The 19,105-nt window shown below is 74.2% G+C and carries 18 protein-coding genes; 3 read left to right on the top strand and 15 right to left on the bottom strand.

All coding sequences use genetic code 11. The features are described from left to right. Window position 1: 1 nt before the first annotated feature. The 3 genes from sufB to Q6349_RS09160 form a co-directional block, all read right to left on the bottom strand. Window positions 2-1,453 carry a Fe-S cluster assembly protein SufB gene (gene sufB, locus Q6349_RS09170; RefSeq protein ID WP_171245865.1) on the bottom strand — a complete coding sequence of 484 codons (1,452 nt, stop codon included), beginning with the start codon at window positions 1,451-1,453 and terminating at the stop codon, window positions 2-4. After that, window positions 1,450-2,196 (bottom strand): metalloregulator ArsR/SmtB family transcription factor, encoded by a 747-nt coding sequence (locus Q6349_RS09165; RefSeq protein ID WP_304603833.1) that lies wholly within the window; start codon window positions 2,194-2,196, stop codon window positions 1,450-1,452. The genes sufB and Q6349_RS09165 overlap by 4 nt, the downstream gene beginning before the upstream one ends. Window positions 2,197-2,387: 191 nt before the next feature. Then, on the bottom strand, window positions 2,388-3,014 hold the full coding sequence (locus Q6349_RS09160; protein ID WP_304603832.1) for an HdeD family acid-resistance protein: 627 nt from the start codon (window positions 3,012-3,014) through the stop codon (window positions 2,388-2,390). Window positions 3,015-3,053: 39 nt separating this feature from the next. Between Q6349_RS09160 and Q6349_RS09155 the strand changes: the two genes are divergently transcribed. From Q6349_RS09155 to Q6349_RS09145, 3 genes are all read left to right on the top strand, one after another. Next, a complete protein-coding gene (locus Q6349_RS09155; protein WP_304603831.1) occupies window positions 3,054-4,010 on the top strand; it encodes an ABC transporter ATP-binding protein in 957 nt (318 codons plus the stop codon). Further along, window positions 4,007-4,783 (top strand): ABC transporter permease, encoded by a 777-nt coding sequence (locus tag Q6349_RS09150; protein WP_304603830.1) that lies wholly within the window; start codon window positions 4,007-4,009, stop codon window positions 4,781-4,783. The genes Q6349_RS09155 and Q6349_RS09150 overlap by 4 nt, the downstream gene beginning before the upstream one ends. 66 nt (window positions 4,784-4,849) lie before the next feature. Beyond that, complete coding sequence (locus Q6349_RS09145; protein ID WP_304603829.1) at window positions 4,850-5,803, top strand: heme A synthase; 954 nt, start codon at window positions 4,850-4,852, stop codon at window positions 5,801-5,803. A 16-nt stretch (window positions 5,804-5,819) separates the two neighbouring features. Here Q6349_RS09145 and Q6349_RS09140 read toward each other — a convergent pair whose 3' ends face one another. The 12 genes from Q6349_RS09140 to Q6349_RS09085 form a co-directional block, all read right to left on the bottom strand. Next, entirely contained in the window at window positions 5,820-6,476 is a 657-nt protein-coding gene (locus tag Q6349_RS09140; protein WP_304603828.1) for an NUDIX hydrolase, read from the bottom strand. After that, window positions 6,473-8,158 (bottom strand): CTP synthase, encoded by a 1,686-nt coding sequence (locus Q6349_RS09135; protein WP_304603827.1) that lies wholly within the window; start codon window positions 8,156-8,158, stop codon window positions 6,473-6,475. Before Q6349_RS09135 ends, Q6349_RS09140 begins: the two co-directional genes overlap by 4 nt. 79 nt (window positions 8,159-8,237) lie before the next feature. Beyond that, complete coding sequence (murJ, locus tag Q6349_RS09130; RefSeq protein ID WP_304603826.1) at window positions 8,238-9,884, bottom strand: murein biosynthesis integral membrane protein MurJ; 1,647 nt, start codon at window positions 9,882-9,884, stop codon at window positions 8,238-8,240. Beyond that, a complete protein-coding gene (locus Q6349_RS09125) occupies window positions 9,881-10,768 on the bottom strand; it encodes a hypothetical protein (RefSeq protein WP_304603825.1) in 888 nt (295 codons plus the stop codon). The genes murJ and Q6349_RS09125 overlap by 4 nt, the downstream gene beginning before the upstream one ends. Beyond that, window positions 10,768-11,814, bottom strand: a complete 1,047-nt coding sequence (locus Q6349_RS09120) for a copper transporter (protein WP_304603824.1) — start codon at window positions 11,812-11,814, stop codon at window positions 10,768-10,770. The genes Q6349_RS09125 and Q6349_RS09120 overlap by 1 nt, the downstream gene beginning before the upstream one ends. A 40-nt stretch (window positions 11,815-11,854) precedes the next feature. Further along, window positions 11,855-13,045, bottom strand: coding sequence for a putative cytokinetic ring protein SteA (steA, locus tag Q6349_RS09115; RefSeq protein ID WP_304603823.1), 1,191 nt, complete (start codon window positions 13,043-13,045; stop codon window positions 11,855-11,857). Window positions 13,046-13,051: 6 nt separating this feature from the next. After that, window positions 13,052-14,752 (bottom strand): DNA repair protein RecN, encoded by a 1,701-nt coding sequence (recN, locus tag Q6349_RS09110; RefSeq protein WP_304604443.1) that lies wholly within the window; start codon window positions 14,750-14,752, stop codon window positions 13,052-13,054. A gap of 2 nt (window positions 14,753-14,754) precedes the next feature. Beyond that, window positions 14,755-15,693, bottom strand: coding sequence for an NAD kinase (locus Q6349_RS09105; protein ID WP_171245877.1), 939 nt, complete (start codon window positions 15,691-15,693; stop codon window positions 14,755-14,757). Further along, entirely contained in the window at window positions 15,690-16,580 is an 891-nt protein-coding gene (locus Q6349_RS09100; protein WP_304603822.1) for a TlyA family RNA methyltransferase, read from the bottom strand. Before Q6349_RS09100 ends, Q6349_RS09105 begins: the two co-directional genes overlap by 4 nt. Beyond that, on the bottom strand, window positions 16,580-16,765 hold the full coding sequence (locus Q6349_RS09095; protein ID WP_171245879.1) for a hypothetical protein: 186 nt from the start codon (window positions 16,763-16,765) through the stop codon (window positions 16,580-16,582). Before Q6349_RS09095 ends, Q6349_RS09100 begins: the two co-directional genes overlap by 1 nt. A gap of 74 nt (window positions 16,766-16,839) precedes the next feature. Next, on the bottom strand, window positions 16,840-17,850 hold the full coding sequence (locus Q6349_RS09090) for an HAD-IIA family hydrolase (RefSeq protein WP_304603821.1): 1,011 nt from the start codon (window positions 17,848-17,850) through the stop codon (window positions 16,840-16,842). After that, complete coding sequence (locus Q6349_RS09085; RefSeq protein WP_304603820.1) at window positions 17,847-18,533, bottom strand: hypothetical protein; 687 nt, start codon at window positions 18,531-18,533, stop codon at window positions 17,847-17,849. The genes Q6349_RS09090 and Q6349_RS09085 overlap by 4 nt, the downstream gene beginning before the upstream one ends. Window positions 18,534-19,105: the final 572 nt, after the last annotated feature.

Genomic DNA, 19,105 nt, shown 5'->3' with positions numbered 1-19,105 from the left:
TTCAGCCGACGGACCCTTCCATCTGCAGCTCGATGAGGCGGTTGAGCTCGAGGGCGTACTCCATGGGCAGCTCCCGCGCGATGGGCTCGACGAACCCGCGCACGATCATGGCCATGGCCTCGGTCTCCTCCATGCCTCGGGACATGAGGTAGAACAGCTGGTCCTCGCTCACCTTGGACACCGTCGCCTCGTGCCCCATGGACACGTCGTCCTCGCGGACGTCGACGTACGGGTAGGTGTCGGACCGGGAGATCTGGTCGACGAGCAGCGCGTCGCACAGGACGTTCGACGCCGACGCCTCGGCACCCTCGAGCACCTGCACCAGACCGCGGTAGGAGGTGCGGCCGCCGCCACGGGCCACGGACTTCGAGACGATCGAGCTCGACGTGTGCGGGGCGGCGTGCACCATCTTGGCACCGGCGTCCTGGTGCTGGCCCTCGCCGGCGAAGGCGATGGACAGCGTCTCGCCGCGGGCGCGCTCGCCCAGCAGGTAGATCGCCGGGTACTTCATGGTGACCTTGGAGCCGATGTTGCCGTCGACCCACTCCATGGTGGCGCCGGCCTCGGCCGTGGCGCGCTTGGTCACCAGGTTGTAGACGTTGTTCGACCAGTTCTGGATGGTCGTGTAGCGCACGCGGGCGTTCTTCTTGACGACGATCTCCACGACCGCGGAGTGCAGCGAGTCGGTGGAGTAGATCGGCGCCGTGCAGCCCTCGACGTAGTGCACGTAGGAGCCCTCGTCGGCGATGATCAGCGTCCGCTCGAACTGGCCCATGTTCTCGGTGTTGATCCGGAAGTAGGCCTGCAGCGGGATGTCGACGTGCACGCCCGGCGGCACGTAGATGAACGAGCCGCCCGACCAGACGGCCGAGTTGAGCGCGGAGAACTTGTTGTCGCCGGCCGGGATGACCGTGCCGAAGTACTCCTCGAAGAGCTCCGGGTGCTCGCGCAGGCCGGTGTCGGTGTCGACGAAGATGACGCCCTGGGCCTCCAGGTCCTCACGGATCTGGTGGTAGACGACCTCGGACTCGTACTGCGCCGCGACGCCGGCCACGAGGCGCTGCTTCTCGGCCTCGGGGATCCCCAGCTTGTCGTACGTCGCCTTGATGTCCTCGGGCAGGTCCTCCCAGCTGGTGGCCTGCTTCTCCGTGGAGCGGACGAAGTACTTGATGCGGTCGAAGTCGATGCCCGTGAGGTCGGCGCCCCAGTTCGGCATCGGCTTCTTCTCGAACAGGCGCAGCGCCTTGAGCCGACGCTTGCGCATCCACTCGGGCTCGTCCTTCAGGTCCGAGATGTTGCGCACGACGGCCTCGTTCAGGCCGCGCTCGGCCGTCTGGCCGGCCGCGTCGTCGTCGTGCCAGCCGTACTCGTAGGCACCGATGGAGTTGATGATCTCCTCGTCGGTGCGCTGCTCCGGTGCCGCCTGGGCGGCGTCCTGGGTGGGGGCGCTCATCGTGTTCCTTCCTGCGTACCGCGGGAGCGGCCGGCGGGGGTGGTGGGAGCAAGCGGGACGTTGGTCACGCAGGCGTGCGCGCCGCCCGCGAGCGTGGCCAGACGTTGGACGTGGGTCCCGAGCAGCCGGGCGAAGGCGTCGGCCTCCGCCTCGCACAGCTCGGGGAAGTCCTCGGCCGCGTGCTGGACCGGGCAGTGGCCCTGGCACAGCTGGACCGTGGGAACCCGGGGGCCGGCGACCGGCCGCACCGAGGCGGCGTAGCCGTCGGCGGCGAGCAGGTCCGCGAGCTGGGCGGCCCGCTCGTGCGGGTCGGTGCCGGTCAGGCGCGGGGCGTAGCGACGCACGACGGCGTCGTTGCGTTCGGCGGCGAACTCCGCCACCGCCTGGTCCCCGGCCGTGCGGCGCAGGTAACGCATCACCTGCGTCGCGAGCTCGACGTCCTCGCCCCCGAGCTCGGCCTGTCCCGCGGTGCTCACCACGTAGCGCCGTGCGGGACGGCCCCGGCGGGCCTGACCGCCCGCGGGCCCGGCGTCGTGCACCGCGATGGTGCCGTCCTGCTCGAGGCAGGCGAGATGACGGCGCACGGCGGCGGAGGTGAGGCGCAGGGTGCGGGCCAGGTCACCGGCGGTGACCGGTCCGTCGCTGGCGACCAGTGCGAGGACCCGGCGGCGCGTGCCGTCGGTGTCCGCTCCGGCGTGCGGCACGGTGCCGACCGGTGTCGGGGTCGTCGTCAACGTGCTCACCTCCCGGGGTCGTCCGGGGCATCGTTCGGCCCGGACCTGACGTCGATATAGAGAACATCCTTGTTGCGAAATTGCGAATGTCAAGCAAGGCATGCCTCACCGAACCCCGCGACCGGCACGTTCGTGCGGGCGTCGGGACCGACGTCACAGAGGTTTCACCGGCGGTTCACCTCGCCCGGCGTGACCGTCGATCACTCCTCGACGATCTCGCCCTCGATGACGTCGTGACCGGACCCGGCCGGACCGGGCTGCCGGCCGATCGAGCGGAGCTTGACCCCCAGGGCGATGAGCGCCGCACCGATCACGACGGCGAAGACGCCCACCACGACGGCCATCGCGGTGATCGCCGTGCCGGGGTTGGCGAAGCAGACCACCGCCAGCGCGACGAAGAGGACCCCGGAGAGCAGGCTGAGCAGCCACGAGGCTCCTCCCCTGCCACGCACCGCGAACGCCCCCACGATCTGGAGCAGGCCGAAGATCATCGCCCAGATCCCGACCAGCACGACGGCGATCGTCAGGAACACCCCGGGCAGGAACAGCAGCGCGGCGCCGAACGCCACGGCCACCACGCCGATGCCGAGGTTGCCCGAACCCGCCGGGGTCCCGCGGCGACGCAGGCCGTCCACGAGCGAGACCAGGCCGTCCACGAGCACGAACGCGCCGAAGACCTGCACGAGCAGGTCCGGGACGTCGCGCGGGAGCACCATGGCCAGCAGGCCGAAGACCACGGCCAGGACGCCGCGGACGACCGGCCAGTACCAGATCCGTCGCGCGATCTGCGCCAGGTCGGCCGGCGGGGTGAAGGTGTAGAAGGACATCGTCGCTCCCTGGGTTCCGTCGCCTCGTAGAATCCTCGGGTGCCCACCACCGATGCGCCACCCGGCGCCGCCGTCGTCGTGCGCGGCCTGCGCAAGACCTACGCCGGCCGCGACGTCGTCGACGGGCTCGATCTGCAGGCTACCGCCGGAGCGGTGACCGCGGTGCTCGGCCCGAACGGCGCCGGCAAGACCACCACCGTCGAGTGCTGCGAGGGCCTGCGCTCCCCCGACGGAGGCACCGTCCGCGTCCTCGGCCTGGACCCCGTCGCCGACGCCGCCCGCCTGCGACCCCGCGTCGGGGTGATGCTCCAGGACGGCGGCCTGCCGACCGGCGTGCGGGCCGCGGAGATGCTCCGCCACGTGGCGGCCATGTACGCGGCGCCCCGTGACCTGCACGAGCTCTCCGCGCGGCTCGGTCTGGACGCCTTCGCCCGGACCACCGTCCGCCGCCTCTCCGGGGGCCAGCGCCAGCGGCTCGCGCTGGCGGCCGCCGTGGTCGGGCGCCCCGAGGTCGTGTTCCTCGACGAGCCGAGCGCCGGGCTGGACCCGCAGTCCCGGCACGCCGTGTGGGACCTCGTCCGCGAGCTGCGCGACGAGGGGGTCGCTGTCGTGCTGACCACGCACCTGATGGCCGAGGCCGAGGACCTGGCGGACCTCGTCCACGTCGTCGACCACGGACGCGTCATCGCCTCCGGGAGCGTGCCCGAGCTCGTGGCGGCCGGTCCCGGGTCCTCGCCCACGATCCGTCTGGAGGCTCGGCCCGGCCTCGACGTGGCCGCGCTCGCGACCCTTCTCGCCGAGGACGACGGCGACGCCTGGACGGCCGCCGAGCCGTCCCCCGGGGTGTACACCGTGACCGGCGACGCCGGACCGGCCGCGCTCGCGACGCTCACCGCGTGGCTCGCCGAGCAGGACGTGCTGGCACGTCGGGTCACCGTCGGACGGCGCACCCTCGAAGACGTCTTCCTCGACCTGACGGGACGGCACCTGCGATGAGCTCCTCGACCACCCCCGCGGTGCACGCCGGCGCGGCTTCTCCCGCCCGGCGCGTCGCGGCCCAGGCCGGGTTCGAGACCCGGGCGATCCTGCGCAACGGCGAACAGCTCCTCGTGACCATCGTGGTGCCCGTGCTCCTGCTCGTGGGCCTGGTGCGGACCTCCGTCGTCGAGCTGGACACCGCCGGCGCGACCCGCATCGACTTCGTCACCCCGGGCGTCCTCGCCCTGGCCTGTGTCACCACGGCCTTCACCTCGCAGTCCATCGCCACCGCCTTCGACCGGCGCAACGGTGTGCTGCGCCTCCTGGCCACCACGCCCCTGGGACGCGGCGGGCTGCTGGCGGGGAAGGTCCTCGGGGTGCTCGCCGTCGAGGCGGTCCAGGTCGTCGTGATCGGCACCGTCGCCCTCGCCCTCGGGTGGCGGCCCGAGCCGACGGGGCTGCTGCCCGCCGCAGGTCTGCTGCTGCTCGGCACCGCGGCCTTCACCGCCCTCGCCCTGCTCCTGGCCGGGACCCTGCGCGCGGAAGGGGTCCTCGCGGTGGCCAACCTCGTGCTGGTGCTGCTCGTCGTCGGCGGCGGGCTCATCGTGCCCCCGGCGGAGCTGCCCGGGCCGCTGGCCCACGTCGCGGCGTTCCTGCCCTCGGGGGCCCTCGGCGAAGGACTGCGCGGCGCCCTGCTGGGCGACGGCGTGCCCGCGCTGAGCGTCGTGGTGCTCGTGGCCTGGACGGCGGCCTTCGGTGCCGGCGCCGGACGGCTCTTCCGCTGGCACTGACCGACATCACACCCATGACACCGACGACGGGCGAGAACGGCCCGCGGCAACGGCTACCGTGGTGCTGTGAGCACGTCCGCACCCGCCGAGGCCTCCCGTACCCCCGCACGCCGTGACCGGCTCGCCCGGTTCCGCGGCTGGACCCGGGGCGTGCTGATCGCCAACGTGATCGCCCAGATCGGCATCATCGTCACCGGGGGCGCCGTGCGGCTCACCGGGTCCGGGCTGGGATGCTCCACGTGGCCGCAGTGCGAGCCCGGGAGCTTCACCCCCGTCTTCCACGCCGAGGTCGGGATCCACCCGTACATCGAGTTCGGCAACCGGCTCCTGACGTTCGTCCTGGCGGCGATCGCGGTGCTCGTGCTGCTCCTGGTCCTCACCGACCGCCGCCGGTCGCGTGCCTACCGGTGGCTCGGCGTCGTCCCGCTGGCCGGCGTCGTCGCCCAGGCCGTCATCGGCGGCGTCGTCGTCCTGCTCGACCTCCACCCGGCGTGGGTGTCGCTGCACTTCGTCGTCTCGGCGGCGCTGGTGTGGCTCGCCGCGTACCTGTTGCACCGGCACCGCGAGGGCGACGGGGCCCCGACCCCGGTCGGACCCCGCACCGTCACCCTCGCCGGGCGTGCCCTGGCGCTGCTCGTGGTGCCCGTCGTGCTGCTCGGCGTCGCCGTCACCGCCGCCGGACCGCACTCCGGGGACGCGGAGGTCGGCTACCGCCTGGCCGTCGACCCGCTGCTCATGACACGCGCCCACTCGGCCTCGGTGTGGTTGTTCGTCGGGGTGCTCACGGTGCTGCTGGTCCTGCTGCACCGGACCCCTGACGCTGCCGAGGACCCGCTCGTGCGCCGCGCGCGGGCCGGCGCGTGGCTCCTGCTCGCCGTGACCCTGGCACAGGGCGCGGTCGGCTACGTCCAGTACTTCACCGGGTTGCCCGAGATCCTCGTCGCGCTGCACATGCTGGGCGCGGGTCTGCTCGTGTGGGCGACGGCGAACGCCGTCCTGCGGCTGCGCACCCGCGCCTGACCCGCCACGCCCGCGGTCAGTCGGGCAGCACTCCCCGGCGGTGGGGCCACTCCGCCTCCACAGGTCGCAGCGAGGCCCAGCCGCCGGCGCGGCTCGCCGCCGCGGCCAGGATGCCCGTCACGGCGGACGGGTTGTGCAGCTCACCGGCGAGGACGTGGGCGACCGCCTCGTCCAGCGGCACCCACGCCGTGACGATCTCGGCCTCCTCGCCGTGCCGTTCGTGGCGTTCGGCCTCCGGCACCTCGTGCACGTCCCGCGCCAGGAAGATCCGCACGGACTCGTTGCTGAAACCGGGCGTCGTCGCGTAGTCGGCCAGCACGTCCCAGCGGTCCGCGACGACGTCGGCCTCCTCGGCGAGCTCGCGCGCCGCCGCCTCGACGGCGGGTTCGCCGTCGACGTCGAGCAACCCGGCCGGCACCTCCCACATGACGGTGCGCACCGGGTGCCGGTACTGGCGCAGCAGCAGGACCCGGTCCTGCGGGTCCAGGACGACGATCGCGACGGCTCCGGGGTGGTCCAGGTACTCACGCGTCACGACGCCGGCGTCGCCGAGGTCGATGTCGTCGCGCACCAGGTCGAAGACCGTGCCGGCATGCACCGTGGTCCGGCCGACGACGGGCCGCGGGGCGACCTCGTCCCGGCCCGCGACGACCTCCGACGTCCGGCCGCTCATGCGGTCGCGCCCTGGCGCTCCAGGGCCGCGGCGACGAGGCCGGAGAACAGCGGGTGCGAGCCCGTCGGCCGGGACTTGAACTCCGGGTGCGCCTGCGTGCTGATGTAGTACGGGTGCACGTCGGCGGGGAGCTCGACGAACTCCACGAGGTCACCGTCGGGCGAGGTGCCGCTGATCCGCAGCCCGGCCTCCTCCAGCCGGTCGCGGTACAGGTTGTTCACCTCGTACCGGTGCCGGTGCCGCTCGGAGACCTCCGTGGTGCCGTAGGTCTTGGCCGCCACGGATCCCTCGGCCAGGGCCGCCGGGTAGGCACCGAGACGCATCGTGCCACCCAGGTCCCCGTCGCCGCCGACGATGGCGAGCTGCTCGGCCATGGTCGCGATGACGGGGTCGGCGGAGTCCGGGTCGAACTCCGTCGAGGACGCCTCCGTCAGCCCCAGCACGTTGCGTGCGTACTCGATGACCATGGACTGCAGCCCGAGGCAGATGCCCAGGGTGGGTACGAGGTTCTCACGCGCCCAGCGCAGCGCCCCGACCTTGCCGTCGATGCCGCGCACCCCGAAGCCGCCGGGCACGAGGACGGCGTCCACACCGGCCAGGGCCTCCTGGGCCCCCGCGCGCGTGGCGCAGTCGTCCGCCGCGACCCAGCGGATCCCGACCCGCGTGTCGTTGTCGAACCCGCCGGCGCGCAGGGCCTCGGTGACCGACAGGTAGGCGTCGGGCAGGTCGATGTACTTGCCGACCAACGCGATCTCGACGTTGTGCTCGGGGGCGTGCACCCGCTCCAGGACACGGTTCCAGCCGCCCCACTCGACGTCGTGGAACGGCAGGTCGAGCCGGCGCACCACGTAGGCGTCCAACCCCTCGGAGTGCACGACGCGCGGGATGTCGTAGATGCTCGGCGCGTCCGCCGCGTTGACGACCGCCTCGTTCTCCACGTCGCACATCATCGCGATCTTGTGCTTGATGGGGGTCGGCACGGTCCGGTCGGACCGCAGCACGATGGCGTCCGGCTGGATGCCGATCGAGCGCAGCGCGGCGACCGAGTGCTGGGTCGGCTTCGTCTTCAGCTCGCCGGAGGGCCCGATGTACGGCACGAGGGACACGTGCAGGAAGAAGCAGTCGTCGCGGCCGAGCTCGTGGCGCACCTGGCGGGCCGCCTCGAGGAACGGCAGCGACTCGATGTCTCCGACGGTGCCGCCGATCTCGGTGATGATCACGTCGACGTCGGGGCCCGCCTGGTCCCGCATCCGCAGCTTGATCTCGTCGGTGATGTGCGGGATGACCTGCACCGTGTCGCCGAGGTACTCCCCGCGGCGCTCCTTGGCGATGACGCGGGAGTAGACCTGGCCGGTGGTCACGTTGGACGAGGCCGGGAGCTCGACGTCGAGGAAGCGCTCGTAGTGCCCGATGTCCAGGTCGGTCTCGGCGCCGTCCTCGGTGACGAACACCTCGCCGTGCTGGAACGGGTTCATGGTGCCCGGGTCCACGTTGAGGTACGGGTCGAGCTTCTGCATCGTGACCCGCAGGCCGCGGGACCGCAGCAGGCGTCCGAGGGAGGAGGCCGTCAGCCCCTTGCCGAGAGACGAGGCGACGCCGCCCGTCACGAAGATGTGGCGCGTCGGGTGCGTGGCACCGGCGCGGCTCGAGGAACGGGAGGTTCGGTTCACGGTGTCAGCCACGGAACTCCATGCTAACCGAACCCCGCCCGCTCGGCGTGCGGGACACGGGGGTCGGGAGCGTGCCGTGCGGCACAGCGGGTCACCGGCGTCGCAGCAGCCGTCGCCCCGTGCCGAGGGCCCGCGACCGCACGTCCCGGTCGGCCACCGCCGCCGCGAGCAGGACCACGAGCGCCGCGAGCAGCCCCGCGAGCAGCCCCCAGCCGACGTCGGCGGCGATCCAGGCGGCCTCGAGGTCGTCCGTGGCACGATCCACGACCGGCACCCCCCAGCGCCCGGCGACCGCGCCGAGCGCGCCGGCGAGCACCGCGACACCACCGGTGCGCACCACGCCGCGCAGGGCGGGTGCCCCGACCCGGCGCCGCACCGCCAGCAGCAGGGCGGCACCGGCGACGGTCATGCCGACCGTGGTGGCCCCGCCCAACCAGGCCAGCACGGCCTGCTCGGCGTCCGCTCCCCCGGCGAAGACCGGGACCGCGAGCCCGACGCCGACGGCGACGACGACCCAGCCGGACGCCGTCGCCACGACCGCGGCCCGGGGGGCGCCGACCGCGTACAGCAGGCGCGAGAGCTGCAGGATCAGGGCGTAGCCGAGCAGGCCGGGTGCCATCCAGGCCAGCGCGGCGGCGAGCCCGTCGGCGTCCCCGTCCGCCACCACGCCGAAGACGTTCTCGACCAGCGGCGCCGCGGCGACGAGCGCGGCGGCACCGGCCGCCGAGACGACCACGAGGACCCGCGTGGTCGACGACACCAGCCGCGCGAGGTCGTCGCCGCGTCCCTGGGAGGCCAGCTCGGAGAACCGCGGGAAGGCGCTCGTCGCGATCGGGAAGGCCAGGACCGCGTACGGCAGGAAGTAGACGTTCTGGGCGTACAGGAAGATCGTCCAGGTCCCGTCACCCCCGGCCTCGTTGGCGGACGCCATCGTGGCCAGCAGCGCGAGCTGCTGCGCGACCAGCGCGCCGATGCCCGCCGAGGCCAGCCGTGCGGCCCGCCGGCCCTCGCCGTCCGGGAAGCGCAGGGTGGGGCGCAGCCGCAGGCCCGTCCGCGCGACGGGCACGACCAGCGGCAGCGCGAGGAACGCCACCCCCGCCGTCATGCCCCAGGCGAGCCAGCCGAGGGCCTGGGACGTGAGCTCGGCGACGTCCTGCTGGTTGCCCTCGGCCAGCTGCCCGAAGCGGGCGTAGACCCCGATGACGACGAGGCTGGAGACCAGCGGCGCGAACGCCGGCCAGAAGAAGCGGTTGTGGGCCTGCAGGATGCCGCCGAGGACGACGGCCAGGCCGTACAGCGGCACCTGCACGGCGAAGACCCGCAGGAAGTCCGCCGCGACGGCCACGTTGACCGGGTCGTGCAGCCGCAGGACGTGCTCGGCCAGGGGGTCGGCGAGCAGCGCCATGAGACCGGCGACCGGGACGAGGACCACGACGGTCCAGCCCAGCAGCGCCGAGGCGGTCCGCGAGGCGTTCTGCCGGTCCCCGCGCACGAGGAACCCGGACAGCAGCGGGACGACGGCACCCGTCAGGGCGCCGCCGGCCGCGATCTCGAACAGGACGTTCGGCAGCAGGTTCGCGGCGTTGAGGGGGGCGTCGACCCCGTCGGTTCCCACGAACCGGGCCTGCGCCAGCCAGCGCCCGAACCCGACGACCCGGCTCGCCAGCGTGACGACGGTGATCAGTGCCGCCGCGCCGGCGACCGCTGAGCCGATCCGCCGAGCGCCCGGCGCGCTCACCCGGCCGCGCCCCCGGCGTCGGGCGCCCGGCCCGCGACCGCCGCGGGTGCCGCGGGGCGCCGACCGAGCCGGTCGAGGCGCCGCAGCCACGGCGTGCGGTCGATGACGGTGGAGAAGCTGACCCGCTCCGACGCGAGCGTCAGCCCCACCACGGCGGCCAGCGCCCCGACCCGGACCGGGCGGGACGCGGAGACCGCCCACTGCGCCCCCACGAAGGCACCCAGAGCGTTCGCCCCACCGTCGCCGAGCATGTCGCGCTCGGCCAGGTCGGCGGGCGCGGACGCCGCCGCGACACCCAGCACCGCACCCGTGGTCCCGCCGCCCGGTGCGGCGAGCACCCCCGCGGACAGCGCCGCGGAGGCCTTCAGCGCCCTGCCCGGGCGCAGGTCGAGCAGGTTCACGAGGTTCGCGGTGCCGGCGATCAGCGCGCCGTTGACGACGACGTCCGCCAGGTGCCCGGCCGCACCGCCCCGACGAGGTGTCCCGACCGCCGCGGCGAGGAGCGCCGTCGTCCCGATACCCAGGACCTTCAGGCCGCCGGTCGTGACCTCGCCGCGCGACAGCGCGCCCAGGTGACCCCGCAGCCCCTTGGTGCGGGTGGTGGTGTCCTCGGCGAGGTCGTCCACCACGCCGAACGCCGCGGCGCCCGTGGTCGCCGTCACCAGCGCCGCACGCGTCCTGGTGTCGGCACCGCCCACGACCGCTCCCACGACGAGCCCGGCGGCCGCCGCCGGGCCCTCCAGCATGGAGACGGGTTCGTCGCGATGGTTCGTCCGCGTCCACCGCTCGCGCCCGCCGGGTGGTGCGGACTCCAGCACCCGGCGCGCGACAGCGGTCGCCACGGCGGCGGACAGCCCGGCCGCCAGCAGACGGAGCGACCGCATCAGGAGTCCTCGCCGGTCGTCCCGGTGTCCCCGGTGGACGCCTCGTCACCGGCCGTGCCACCGGACTCCTGCGCGGCGTCCTCCCCGTCGGGGGCCCGGACCACCGGGGGCACGGCCTCGGCGTCCTCCTCGAACCCGTACTGCCCGACCTCGTCGGCCGCCTGCGCGGCGATCGCCAGCGGGACGTTCATCCGCATGGTCTCCTGCTCGATCCCGCTGACCGTGCTCGTGGACGCCACGACCTCCTCGGTCGCCCGCAGCTCGGTGAGCAGGTCGCCGTCGACCGCGGTCGGGCCGGCCACGACGACCGTGCCCGCCACCGACTGCAGCGTCACCACGGTGCTCGGCACGTCGACGTCCTCGTCCACCTCCGGCGACTCCGAGCCGGGTGCACCGTCGTCCTCGGCCGCACCCGCGGTGAGCAGCAGCACCGCGTCCGCGGGCGCCGACGGCGCGAACCGGGAGTCGACGAGGCCGACCTGGGTGAGCAGCTGGTAGAGCTCGACGGCGCGGTCGCTGCGCTGTCCCGGCGTCTGCTCGTCGGCCTCGGTCAGGGCCACGCCCAGCACCGTGCCGAGCACCTGGGACGTGGTGGCGTCCTCGGCGACCATGTCCTCGAGACGGCCCCGCTGGCCGTCCGCGACCGTGTCGCGGAGCACCGAGTCGTCGACGGCGTCCCAGGACTCGGTCATCGAGGACTGGGCCACCACCCGGGCCCCGGCGGCCTCGAGCTGGTTCACGACGTCGAGCTCCAGGGTCTCGGAGATGCCGTCGACGTCCACGACGGCCACGTTGACGTCCTCGAGCGAGCCGTCGACCAGCTCGGCACCGGCCCCCAGGGCGTACGCCTGCAGGTCGGCGAGCTCCGCCTCGGTCGCGGTGAGGCTGTCGCGCAGGGCGGTGCGCTCCACGCGCAGCGCCTCCACCTGGTCCGTGAGCTGGTCCCCGATGGCGTTCTGCAGGGGGCCGGCGCCCAGGATGATGCCGACCGCGAGCGCCAGGAAGACGCTGATCAGCGAGACGAGGTGGTAACGGAAGTCGATCACGGGGTCGGGGTGCTCCTAGGTCGAGGGGATCGCGGGCGGCTCAGCCGCCGAAGAGGCTACCGATCCACGACACGAGGTCGTCGATCTGGGCTCCGACGAGCCCGAACGCGGTCTGCCCGGCTGCCGTCGACCACAGGGCGGCCAGGACCGCCGCCACGCCGGCGAGCGACAGCAGTGTCAGCTGCAGGTTGGAGATCCTGGTGCGGTACAGCCGGGAGACACCCTTGGCGTCGACCAGCTTGCCGCCCACCCGCAGCCGGGTCAGGAAGGTGCTCGCCATGCCGGCGCGGCCCTTGTCGAGGAACTCCACCAGGGTGGCGTGGGTGCCGACCGCGACGATCAGCTTGGCGCCCTTGTCGTCGGCGAGCAGCATCGCGATGTCCTCGCTGGTGCCGGTGGCCGGGAACACGACGGGGTCGACCCCCAGCGCCCGCACGCGCTCCAGTCCCGGGGCGTTGCCGTCGCGGTAGGCGTGCACGACGATCTCGGCGCCGCAGGACAGTGCACGGTCCGAGACCGAGTCCATGTCCCCGACGATCATGTCCGGCCGGTACCCGGCGTCCAGGATGGCGTCCGCCCCGCCGTCGACACCGACCAGCACGGGCCGGTTCTCCGCGATGTACGAGCGCAGCATCGCGAGGTCCTCGCGGTAGTGGTACCCGCGCACGACGATCAGCACGTGCCGGCCGTCGATCTCGGTGCGCACGTCCGGCACGCCCACGCCGTCGAGCAGCAGGTCGCGCTCACGCCGCAGGTACGACAGCGTGTTCTCGGCGAACCGCTCGATCTCGTCGGAGAGCCCCTCGCGCGCGGCGGCGAGGTCCCGCTCCACGGTCTCGGGCGTCTGCCGGGTGCCCGTCGCGAAGCGCTGACCGTCCACGAGCACGGCGCCGCCCTCGACGGTCACCCGCGCGCCGTCGTGCACGGTCATGATCTCCGGACCGAGGTCGTCGACCAGGATGATGCCCGCCTGCAGCAGGATGTCGGGACCCGCGTTCGGGTAGCGGCCGGTCGTCGACGGCGCGGCGTTGAGCACCGCGCACGGGCCGGCGGCCACCAGCGCCTCGGCGGCGACCCGGTCGATGTCGGCGTGGTCGATGACGGCGACGTCGCCCGGACGCAGCCGCTTGGTGAGGTCCTTGGTCCGCGCGCCGACGCGCGCCGTGCCCCCGCCGTCGGCGTCGTCGCTGGTGTCGGGGCTGCGGTCGGCCCGGCGCAGGATCATTTTCATCGCCGCCTATCGTCCCACGGCCGAGGACTCGAGAAGTTCGAGGGCATGCTGACGTGCCGTCGCGGAGTCCTCCTGGCCGGACAGCATCCGCGCCAGCTCGCGGACCCGGTCGTCCTCGGCGACCTGCTGGACCCCGGTGACGGTGACGTCGTCGCCCTCGGTCGCCTTCGTCACGACCAGGTGGGCGTCCGCGAACGCGGCCACCTGCGCCAGGTGCGTGACCACCACCACCTGGGTGCGACGGGCCAGCTGCGCCAGGCGGCGGCCGACCTCCACGGCGGCGCGGCCCCCGACCCCGGCGTCGACCTCGTCGAACACGAAGGTGGGCAGCACGGGCTCGTCGCCGGCCGTGGCCAGGGCGACCTCGACCGCCAGCATGACGCGCGAGAGCTCACCGCCGGAGGCTCCCTTGCCCAACGGGCGGGCGGGGGCCCCGGGGTGCGGTTCGAGCAGGAAGGCGACCTGGTCCGCACCCGAGGGCCCGGGGTCGGTCCCGCGCACCTCGACCTCGAGGCGCGCCCCGGACATCGCGAGGCCCGACAGCTCGGCGGTGACCGCCTCGGCGAGCCGGTCGGAGGCGGCCCGACGCCCCGCCGTCACCCGCGTGGCGAGCTCGGCGAGGCGGTCGTCCAGCTCGACGACCCGGTCGCGCATCGCGGTGACGCGGTCGTCCCCGTCGTCCAGGTCGAGGAGCCTCAGCCCGGCGTCGGAGGCCCAGCGCAGCACCTCGTCGACGGTGTCGCCGTAGCTGCGGGTCAGCGTGCCGAGCTCCGCGAGTCGCTGGTGCGCCGTCTCCAGCGCGGCCGGGTCGGCCTGCAGGTCGGCCACGTAGCCGGACAGCTCGGTCGCCACGTCGTTGACGAGGTAGGTCGCCTCCGCGAGCCGCCCGGCCTGCTCGCCGAGCGCCGGGTCCGCCTCCGCGACGGCCTCCAGGGAGCGACGGGCCTGCTCGAGCGCGTGCACGGCCGACCCCTCGGTCTCCATGTCGAGGCCGACGACGGCGTCGTGCGCCCGCTGGGCGGCCTGCCGCAGCTCCTCGGCGTTGCCGAGCCGCGACGTGAGGGCGGTCAGCTCCGCGTCCTCGCCGGGCTGCGGGTCGATGCGCTCGACCTCGGCCAGCCCGAGCCGCAGCAGCTCCGCCTCGCGGGCGCGTTCGGCGGCGCGCGACGTCAGGTCGTCGATCTCGGCCCGCAGCCCGGCCCGTTCGGTCCACGCCGTGCGGTAGGCGGACAGCACCTCCGCGTGCTCGGACCCGGCGAACCGGTCGAGAGCCTCGCGCTGCTTGGCCGGCGTCCGCAGCCGCAGCTGGTCGGACTGCCCGTGGACCGTCACGAGCTCGTCGGCGACCTCGGCCAGGACCCCCTGGGGCACTCCGCGTCCGCCGAGGTGGGCGCGGGACCGGCCCGCGGCGACCGTGCGCACGACCACGACCGAGCCGTCGTCGTCCACGCTGCCCCCGGCGTCGTCGACCCGTCCGACGACCTCGGGGTGACGGGTCAGGTCGATCCGGCCCTCCACGACGGCCCGCTCGGCACCGGGCCGGATGCCGCCCGGGTCGGCCTTGCCACCCATGAGCAGCCCGAGCCCGGTCAGCACCATGGTCTTGCCCGCACCGGTCTCACCGGTGATCACGGTCAGGCCCGCGGACAGCGGGACCCGTGCCGAGCGAATGACCCCGAGGTCCTCGATCGCGATCTCCTCGAGCACCCTCACGCCTCCTTCTGGCCCTGGTCGGTGGGCACGGACCGCCGCGCCGACCCGTCGGCGGCCTGCCGCCAGCCGATGACGGGCAGGTTGAACTTGGACACGAGCCGGTCCGTGAACGGGGCCGGCATCAGGCGGGCGAACCGGAGCGGGATCGCGCCGCTGCGGACGTGCACGCGGGAGCCGGCGGGCAGCTCGATGCTGCGCCGGCCGTCGCACGTCAGCACGCCGGGGACGGGACTGCGCTCCAGGACCTCCACGACGTACTCCGAGCGCGGGCTGATCACCAGAGGCCGGGAGAACAACGCGTGGGCGGACAGGGGCACCAGCAGGACGGCGTCGACGTCCGGCCACATCACCGGTCCCCCGGCGGAGAAGGCGTGCGCCGTGGAGCCGGTCGCGGTCGAGACCAGCACGCCGTCGCACCCGAAGGAGCTCAGCGGACGACCGTCGACGGCGATCCCGACCTCGAGCATGCGCTCGCGGTCGCCCTTCTCGATCGTGGCCTCGTTCAGCGCCCAGCCCGTGACGGGCTCGTCCTGGTCCGGCCGGTGCACGACGACGTCGACCACGCGCCGCTCCTCGACGACGTAGTCGTGGGCCGCCAGCCGGCGCACGGCGTCGTGCAGGTTCTCGCGCTCGGACTCGGCGAGGAAGCCGACGTGGCCCAGGTTGACCCCGAGCAGGGGCACGTCCGTGCCGTGCGTCAACTCCGCGGCGCGCAGGATGGTGCCGTCCCCGCCGAGCACCATGACGACCTCGGACTCGGCGACGCCCTCGCGCAGCCGGACCGAGGAGATCCGGTCGCCGAAGGTCTCGGCGAGGTCGTCGTCGTGCAGCGTGACCTCGAAGCCGGCCGCCTCGAGCTCCTCGACCGCCTCGGACATCGCGGCGACGGCGCGTGGACGGCCCGCGTGGGTCACGATCAGGACGCGGCGCGTCATCTCTCACCTCCCGTGCCGGGCCGGGCCACGGCGATCACCGGCGGCAGCTGACCGTCGGGCTCCCAGGCGGCGGACCGGTCCGCCGCCTGCCGCACGGCGCCGTCGTCGGCCGTGGCGACCTCGGCCGAACGACGCAGCCAGACGAAGAACTCCCGGTTGCCGCTGGGCCCGGGCACCGGGCTGGGCACGACGGCCCGTGGCACGAGCCCGTGGCCGGCGGCTGCCGTGACGACGTCCGTCACCGCCGCGGCGTGCAGCGACGGGTCGCGGACGACGCCCCCGCTGCCGAGACGGTCCCTCCCCACCTCGAACTGCGGCTTGACCAGGAGCAGCAGGTCGGCCCCCGGCGGGACGGACGCGGCCACCGGACCCAGCACGAGCCGCAGGGAGATGAACGACAGGTCACCGACGACGACGTCGGGCGGCACGGGCAGGTCGTCGGGCGTGAGGTCGCGGACGTTGAACCCCTCCACGACGGTGACGCGAGGGTCGCTGCGCAGCGCGTCGACGAGCTGGTCGTGCCCGACGTCCATCGCGACGACGTGCGACGCCCCACGACGCAGCAGCACGTCGGTGAACCCGCCGGTGGAGGCGCCCAGGTCCAGGCAGCGGGCGCCGGCGAGCCGGTCAGTCAGGGCACGACCCGCCGGCTGCCGCGACAGGGCGTCCAACGCCCCGGCGAGCTTGCCGCCGGCACGTGAGGCGTAGCCGGGATCGTCCGGGTCGGGGGTGACGGTCAGACGGTCGTCGTCGCCGACACGTGCGGACGCCTTGGTGACGACGGTCCCGTCGACCAGGACCCGCCCCTCGGCGACGAACGCGGTGGCCTGGCGACGGGACCGGGCCAGTCCGCGCCGCACGAGCTCGCTGTCGGCACGGCTGGGCATCAGGCCTCCGCTCCGTCCGTCCTCGAGCCCTCGGGGTCGTCCAGACGCGCCCGCAGGTGCTCGTGCACGGCCTCGAAACGCGCCGGGTGCTCGGTCGTCGGCAGGTCGTCGAGCCCGTCCAGCGGGGCGAGAGAGGTGGTGCGGTCGGTCGGCTGGTCGCCGACGGCGGTCGCGTCGTCCGACATGGCACTCCCCTCGATCGATCCTGCTCAACGCTACCTGGTCGGGCCCGTCCGGCCGTCCCGACGCACAGGAGCCCTCAGGCGGTCAGTTCCGGCACGCTGTTCGCGGCGACCTGCTCGCCGTCGTCGGCGGCGCTCCATGCGGCGGTACAGGCTGCCCGCACGACGTCGATGCCGGCGGGGCCCTGGTCGTCGAGCTCGAGCCGGCCGTCGACGACGCGGGCCGCCCGGTCACCGCACCGCCACCAGCCGCCCTCGCGGGACGGTGCCTCGTGCGGCACGAGGAGGGACCGCAGGTCCGCCCCCACGAAGTGCGGGCGCAGGCCCGGCTCGGCCAGCACCGCGTCCCGGGCCGAGGAGACCCCGGTCAGGACGTGCAGGCCGGCGTAGCCGGCGGCCCGGGCACCGGCCAGGTCGGTGTCCAGCCGGTCCCCGATCACCAGGGGTCGTTCGGCACCGACGCGGTCGACGGCCAGGCGGTACATCGTCGGCGAGGGCTTGCCCGCGCTGTCCGGCTCGATCCCGGTCGCGGCGACGACGGCCGCGACGAGCGCACCGTTGCCGGGCGCGAAGCCCCGGGCGGTCGGCAGGGACATGTCGCGGTTGCTCGCGACGTGCCAGGCGCCGCCGGCGACCGCGTAGGCCGCCTCGGCCAGGTCGGCCCACGCCAGCTCCGGGGCGAATCCCTGCGCCACGGCGTCCGGCGCGTCGTCGGCGCTGCCGACGACCTCGAAACCCGCCTCGCGCACCGCGGTGACCAGTCCCCGTCCGCCGACGACCAGCACGCGGGCCCCCGGCGCGAGGCGCGAGGAGAGGAGGCTGGCGCAGGCCTGCGCAGCCGTCATGACCTCGTCCGGTGACGTGGGGATGTCGAGGTCGCTCAGCTGGCCGGACACCTCCTCGGGCTCACGCGAGGCGTTGTTGGTCACGAAGAGCAGCTGCAGGCCGGTGGCACGCGCCGAGCCCAGGCTCGCGGCCGCGTGGTCGATCGGCAGGTGACCCTGGTAGGCCACCCCGTCGAGGTCGACGAGAGCGAGGTCGTAGGCCTCGGCGAGCGGGATGTCGCAGGCCTCGAGACCGGCGCTCACCGGTCGTCCTCCGCCTCGTTCCCCTCGTCGGCCGACTCGTCGTAGGCGTCGAACACGACGACGTCCTCGTCGGGCGTCGCGGCGGCACCGATGGCCCGCTCGAGCGCCACCGGGTCGACACCTGCCAGGACCGTCGCGGCCTCGTCGGACCGTCCCGCAGCCTCCAGAGCGACGGCCCGCGCCTGCAGGACGCGCAGACCGAGGTCACCACGTCGCTCCGACGCGGGGATGCGGTCAAGCACCACCAGTGCGGCGTCGTGCTCGCCGAGGTCGGTGCGGGCGCCGCTGACGACGATGGCCAGCTCCGTCCGCGCCGCGGCGTCGAGCGTGCGCGCCTCCTCGGACCCGGCCAGCGCGATCGCGCGCTCCGGGCGCCCGAGCCCGCGTTCCGCGTCGGCCATCAACGGCAGGTGCTCCGAGGAGCCGTTCAGCCGCCGCACCGTGCGCAGCTCGCGCAGCGCCTCGGCGTAGCGTCCGGTGCGGTAGGCGGCGATCCCCGCGGCCTCGCGCACGACGTCGATGCGCCCGGCACGGCGGACCGCCGCCTGGGCGTGGGCGTAGGCGAGCTCCGGGTCGCTGTCGAGCAGGCGACCGGCCATGACCAGATGGGCGCCCACCCGCTCGGCGTTCTCCTTGCTCAGTCCGCGCAGCCGGGCACGTGCCTCCTTGTCGAGGTCACGCATGTGCACGTCCTCGGGGAGCTGCGGGTCACGGGGGCCACGGTCGGCCGGGGCGGAGGGTCGATCGCCGCGGGGCGCACCGCGGTTGCCACGGTGCTGGTCGTCCGCGCGGTCCCGGTGACCGCCGTGCGGGTGGCCTCCGTCGCGACGACGCGAGTCGTTCCCCCGGCGGGGCTGACCGTCGCGGCGGGGCTGACCGTCGCGGCGGGGCTGGTCGCCACGTCCGGGACGACCGTCCCGCGACGGGCGGCCCCGAGGGGCTCCCCCGCGCGAACCTCCGCGTGGCGCTCCCCGGCGCGGGTCGTGTCCGTCGCCGGAATCCGGGGTGCCGCGCGGCGTGTCGTTCACTGTGGTCCTCTCGTGACTGGGCAACGCCCGATTCTCCCATGTCCGTCGGCCGGCCCGCGAACCGGCCCCCCGCGGGCTGCGGTGGGCGCGTGTGGAGTCGCCCACACAGCAGCAGGCCCCCCACCTGTGGTGGGGGGCCTGCTGTGAAGGGTGTCCGGCGGCGTCCTACTCTCCCACCCCGTCTCCAGGGCAGTACCATCGGCGCTGAAGGGCTGAGCTTCCGGGTT

Source organism: Isoptericola sp. 178 (assembly GCF_030586525.1).
In the GTDB taxonomy this organism is placed as follows: domain Bacteria; phylum Actinomycetota; class Actinomycetes; order Actinomycetales; family Cellulomonadaceae; genus Isoptericola; species Isoptericola sediminis.
This window is presented reverse-complemented; position numbering and strand designations above follow the sequence as displayed.

What these genes read in the sequence shown, in the direction of transcription:
- Q6349_RS09150 (WP_304603830.1), top strand. Translation starts at nt 4,007, where the DNA reads ATGAGCTCCTCGACCACCCCCGCGGTGCACGCCGGCGCGGCTTCTCCC.
- Q6349_RS09125 (WP_304603825.1), bottom strand. Translation starts at nt 10,768, where the DNA reads ATGCGGTCGCTCCGTCTGCTGGCGGCCGGGCTGTCCGCCGCCGTGGCG.
- Q6349_RS09100 (WP_304603822.1), bottom strand. Translation starts at nt 16,580, where the DNA reads ATGCCCAGCCGTGCCGACAGCGAGCTCGTGCGGCGCGGACTGGCCCGG.
- Q6349_RS09140 (WP_304603828.1), bottom strand. Translation starts at nt 6,476, where the DNA reads ATGAGCGGCCGGACGTCGGAGGTCGTCGCGGGCCGGGACGAGGTCGCC.
- Q6349_RS09085 (WP_304603820.1), bottom strand. Translation starts at nt 18,533, where the DNA reads ATGCGTGACCTCGACAAGGAGGCACGTGCCCGGCTGCGCGGACTGAGC.
- Q6349_RS09160 (WP_304603832.1), bottom strand. Translation starts at nt 3,014, where the DNA reads ATGTCCTTCTACACCTTCACCCCGCCGGCCGACCTGGCGCAGATCGCG.
- Q6349_RS09095 (WP_171245879.1), bottom strand. Translation starts at nt 16,765, where the DNA reads ATGTCGGACGACGCGACCGCCGTCGGCGACCAGCCGACCGACCGCACC.
- sufB (WP_171245865.1), bottom strand. Translation starts at nt 1,453, where the DNA reads ATGAGCGCCCCCACCCAGGACGCCGCCCAGGCGGCACCGGAGCAGCGC.
- steA (WP_304603823.1), bottom strand. Translation starts at nt 13,045, where the DNA reads ATGAAAATGATCCTGCGCCGGGCCGACCGCAGCCCCGACACCAGCGAC.
- Q6349_RS09105 (WP_171245877.1), bottom strand. Translation starts at nt 15,693, where the DNA reads ATGACGCGCCGCGTCCTGATCGTGACCCACGCGGGCCGTCCACGCGCC.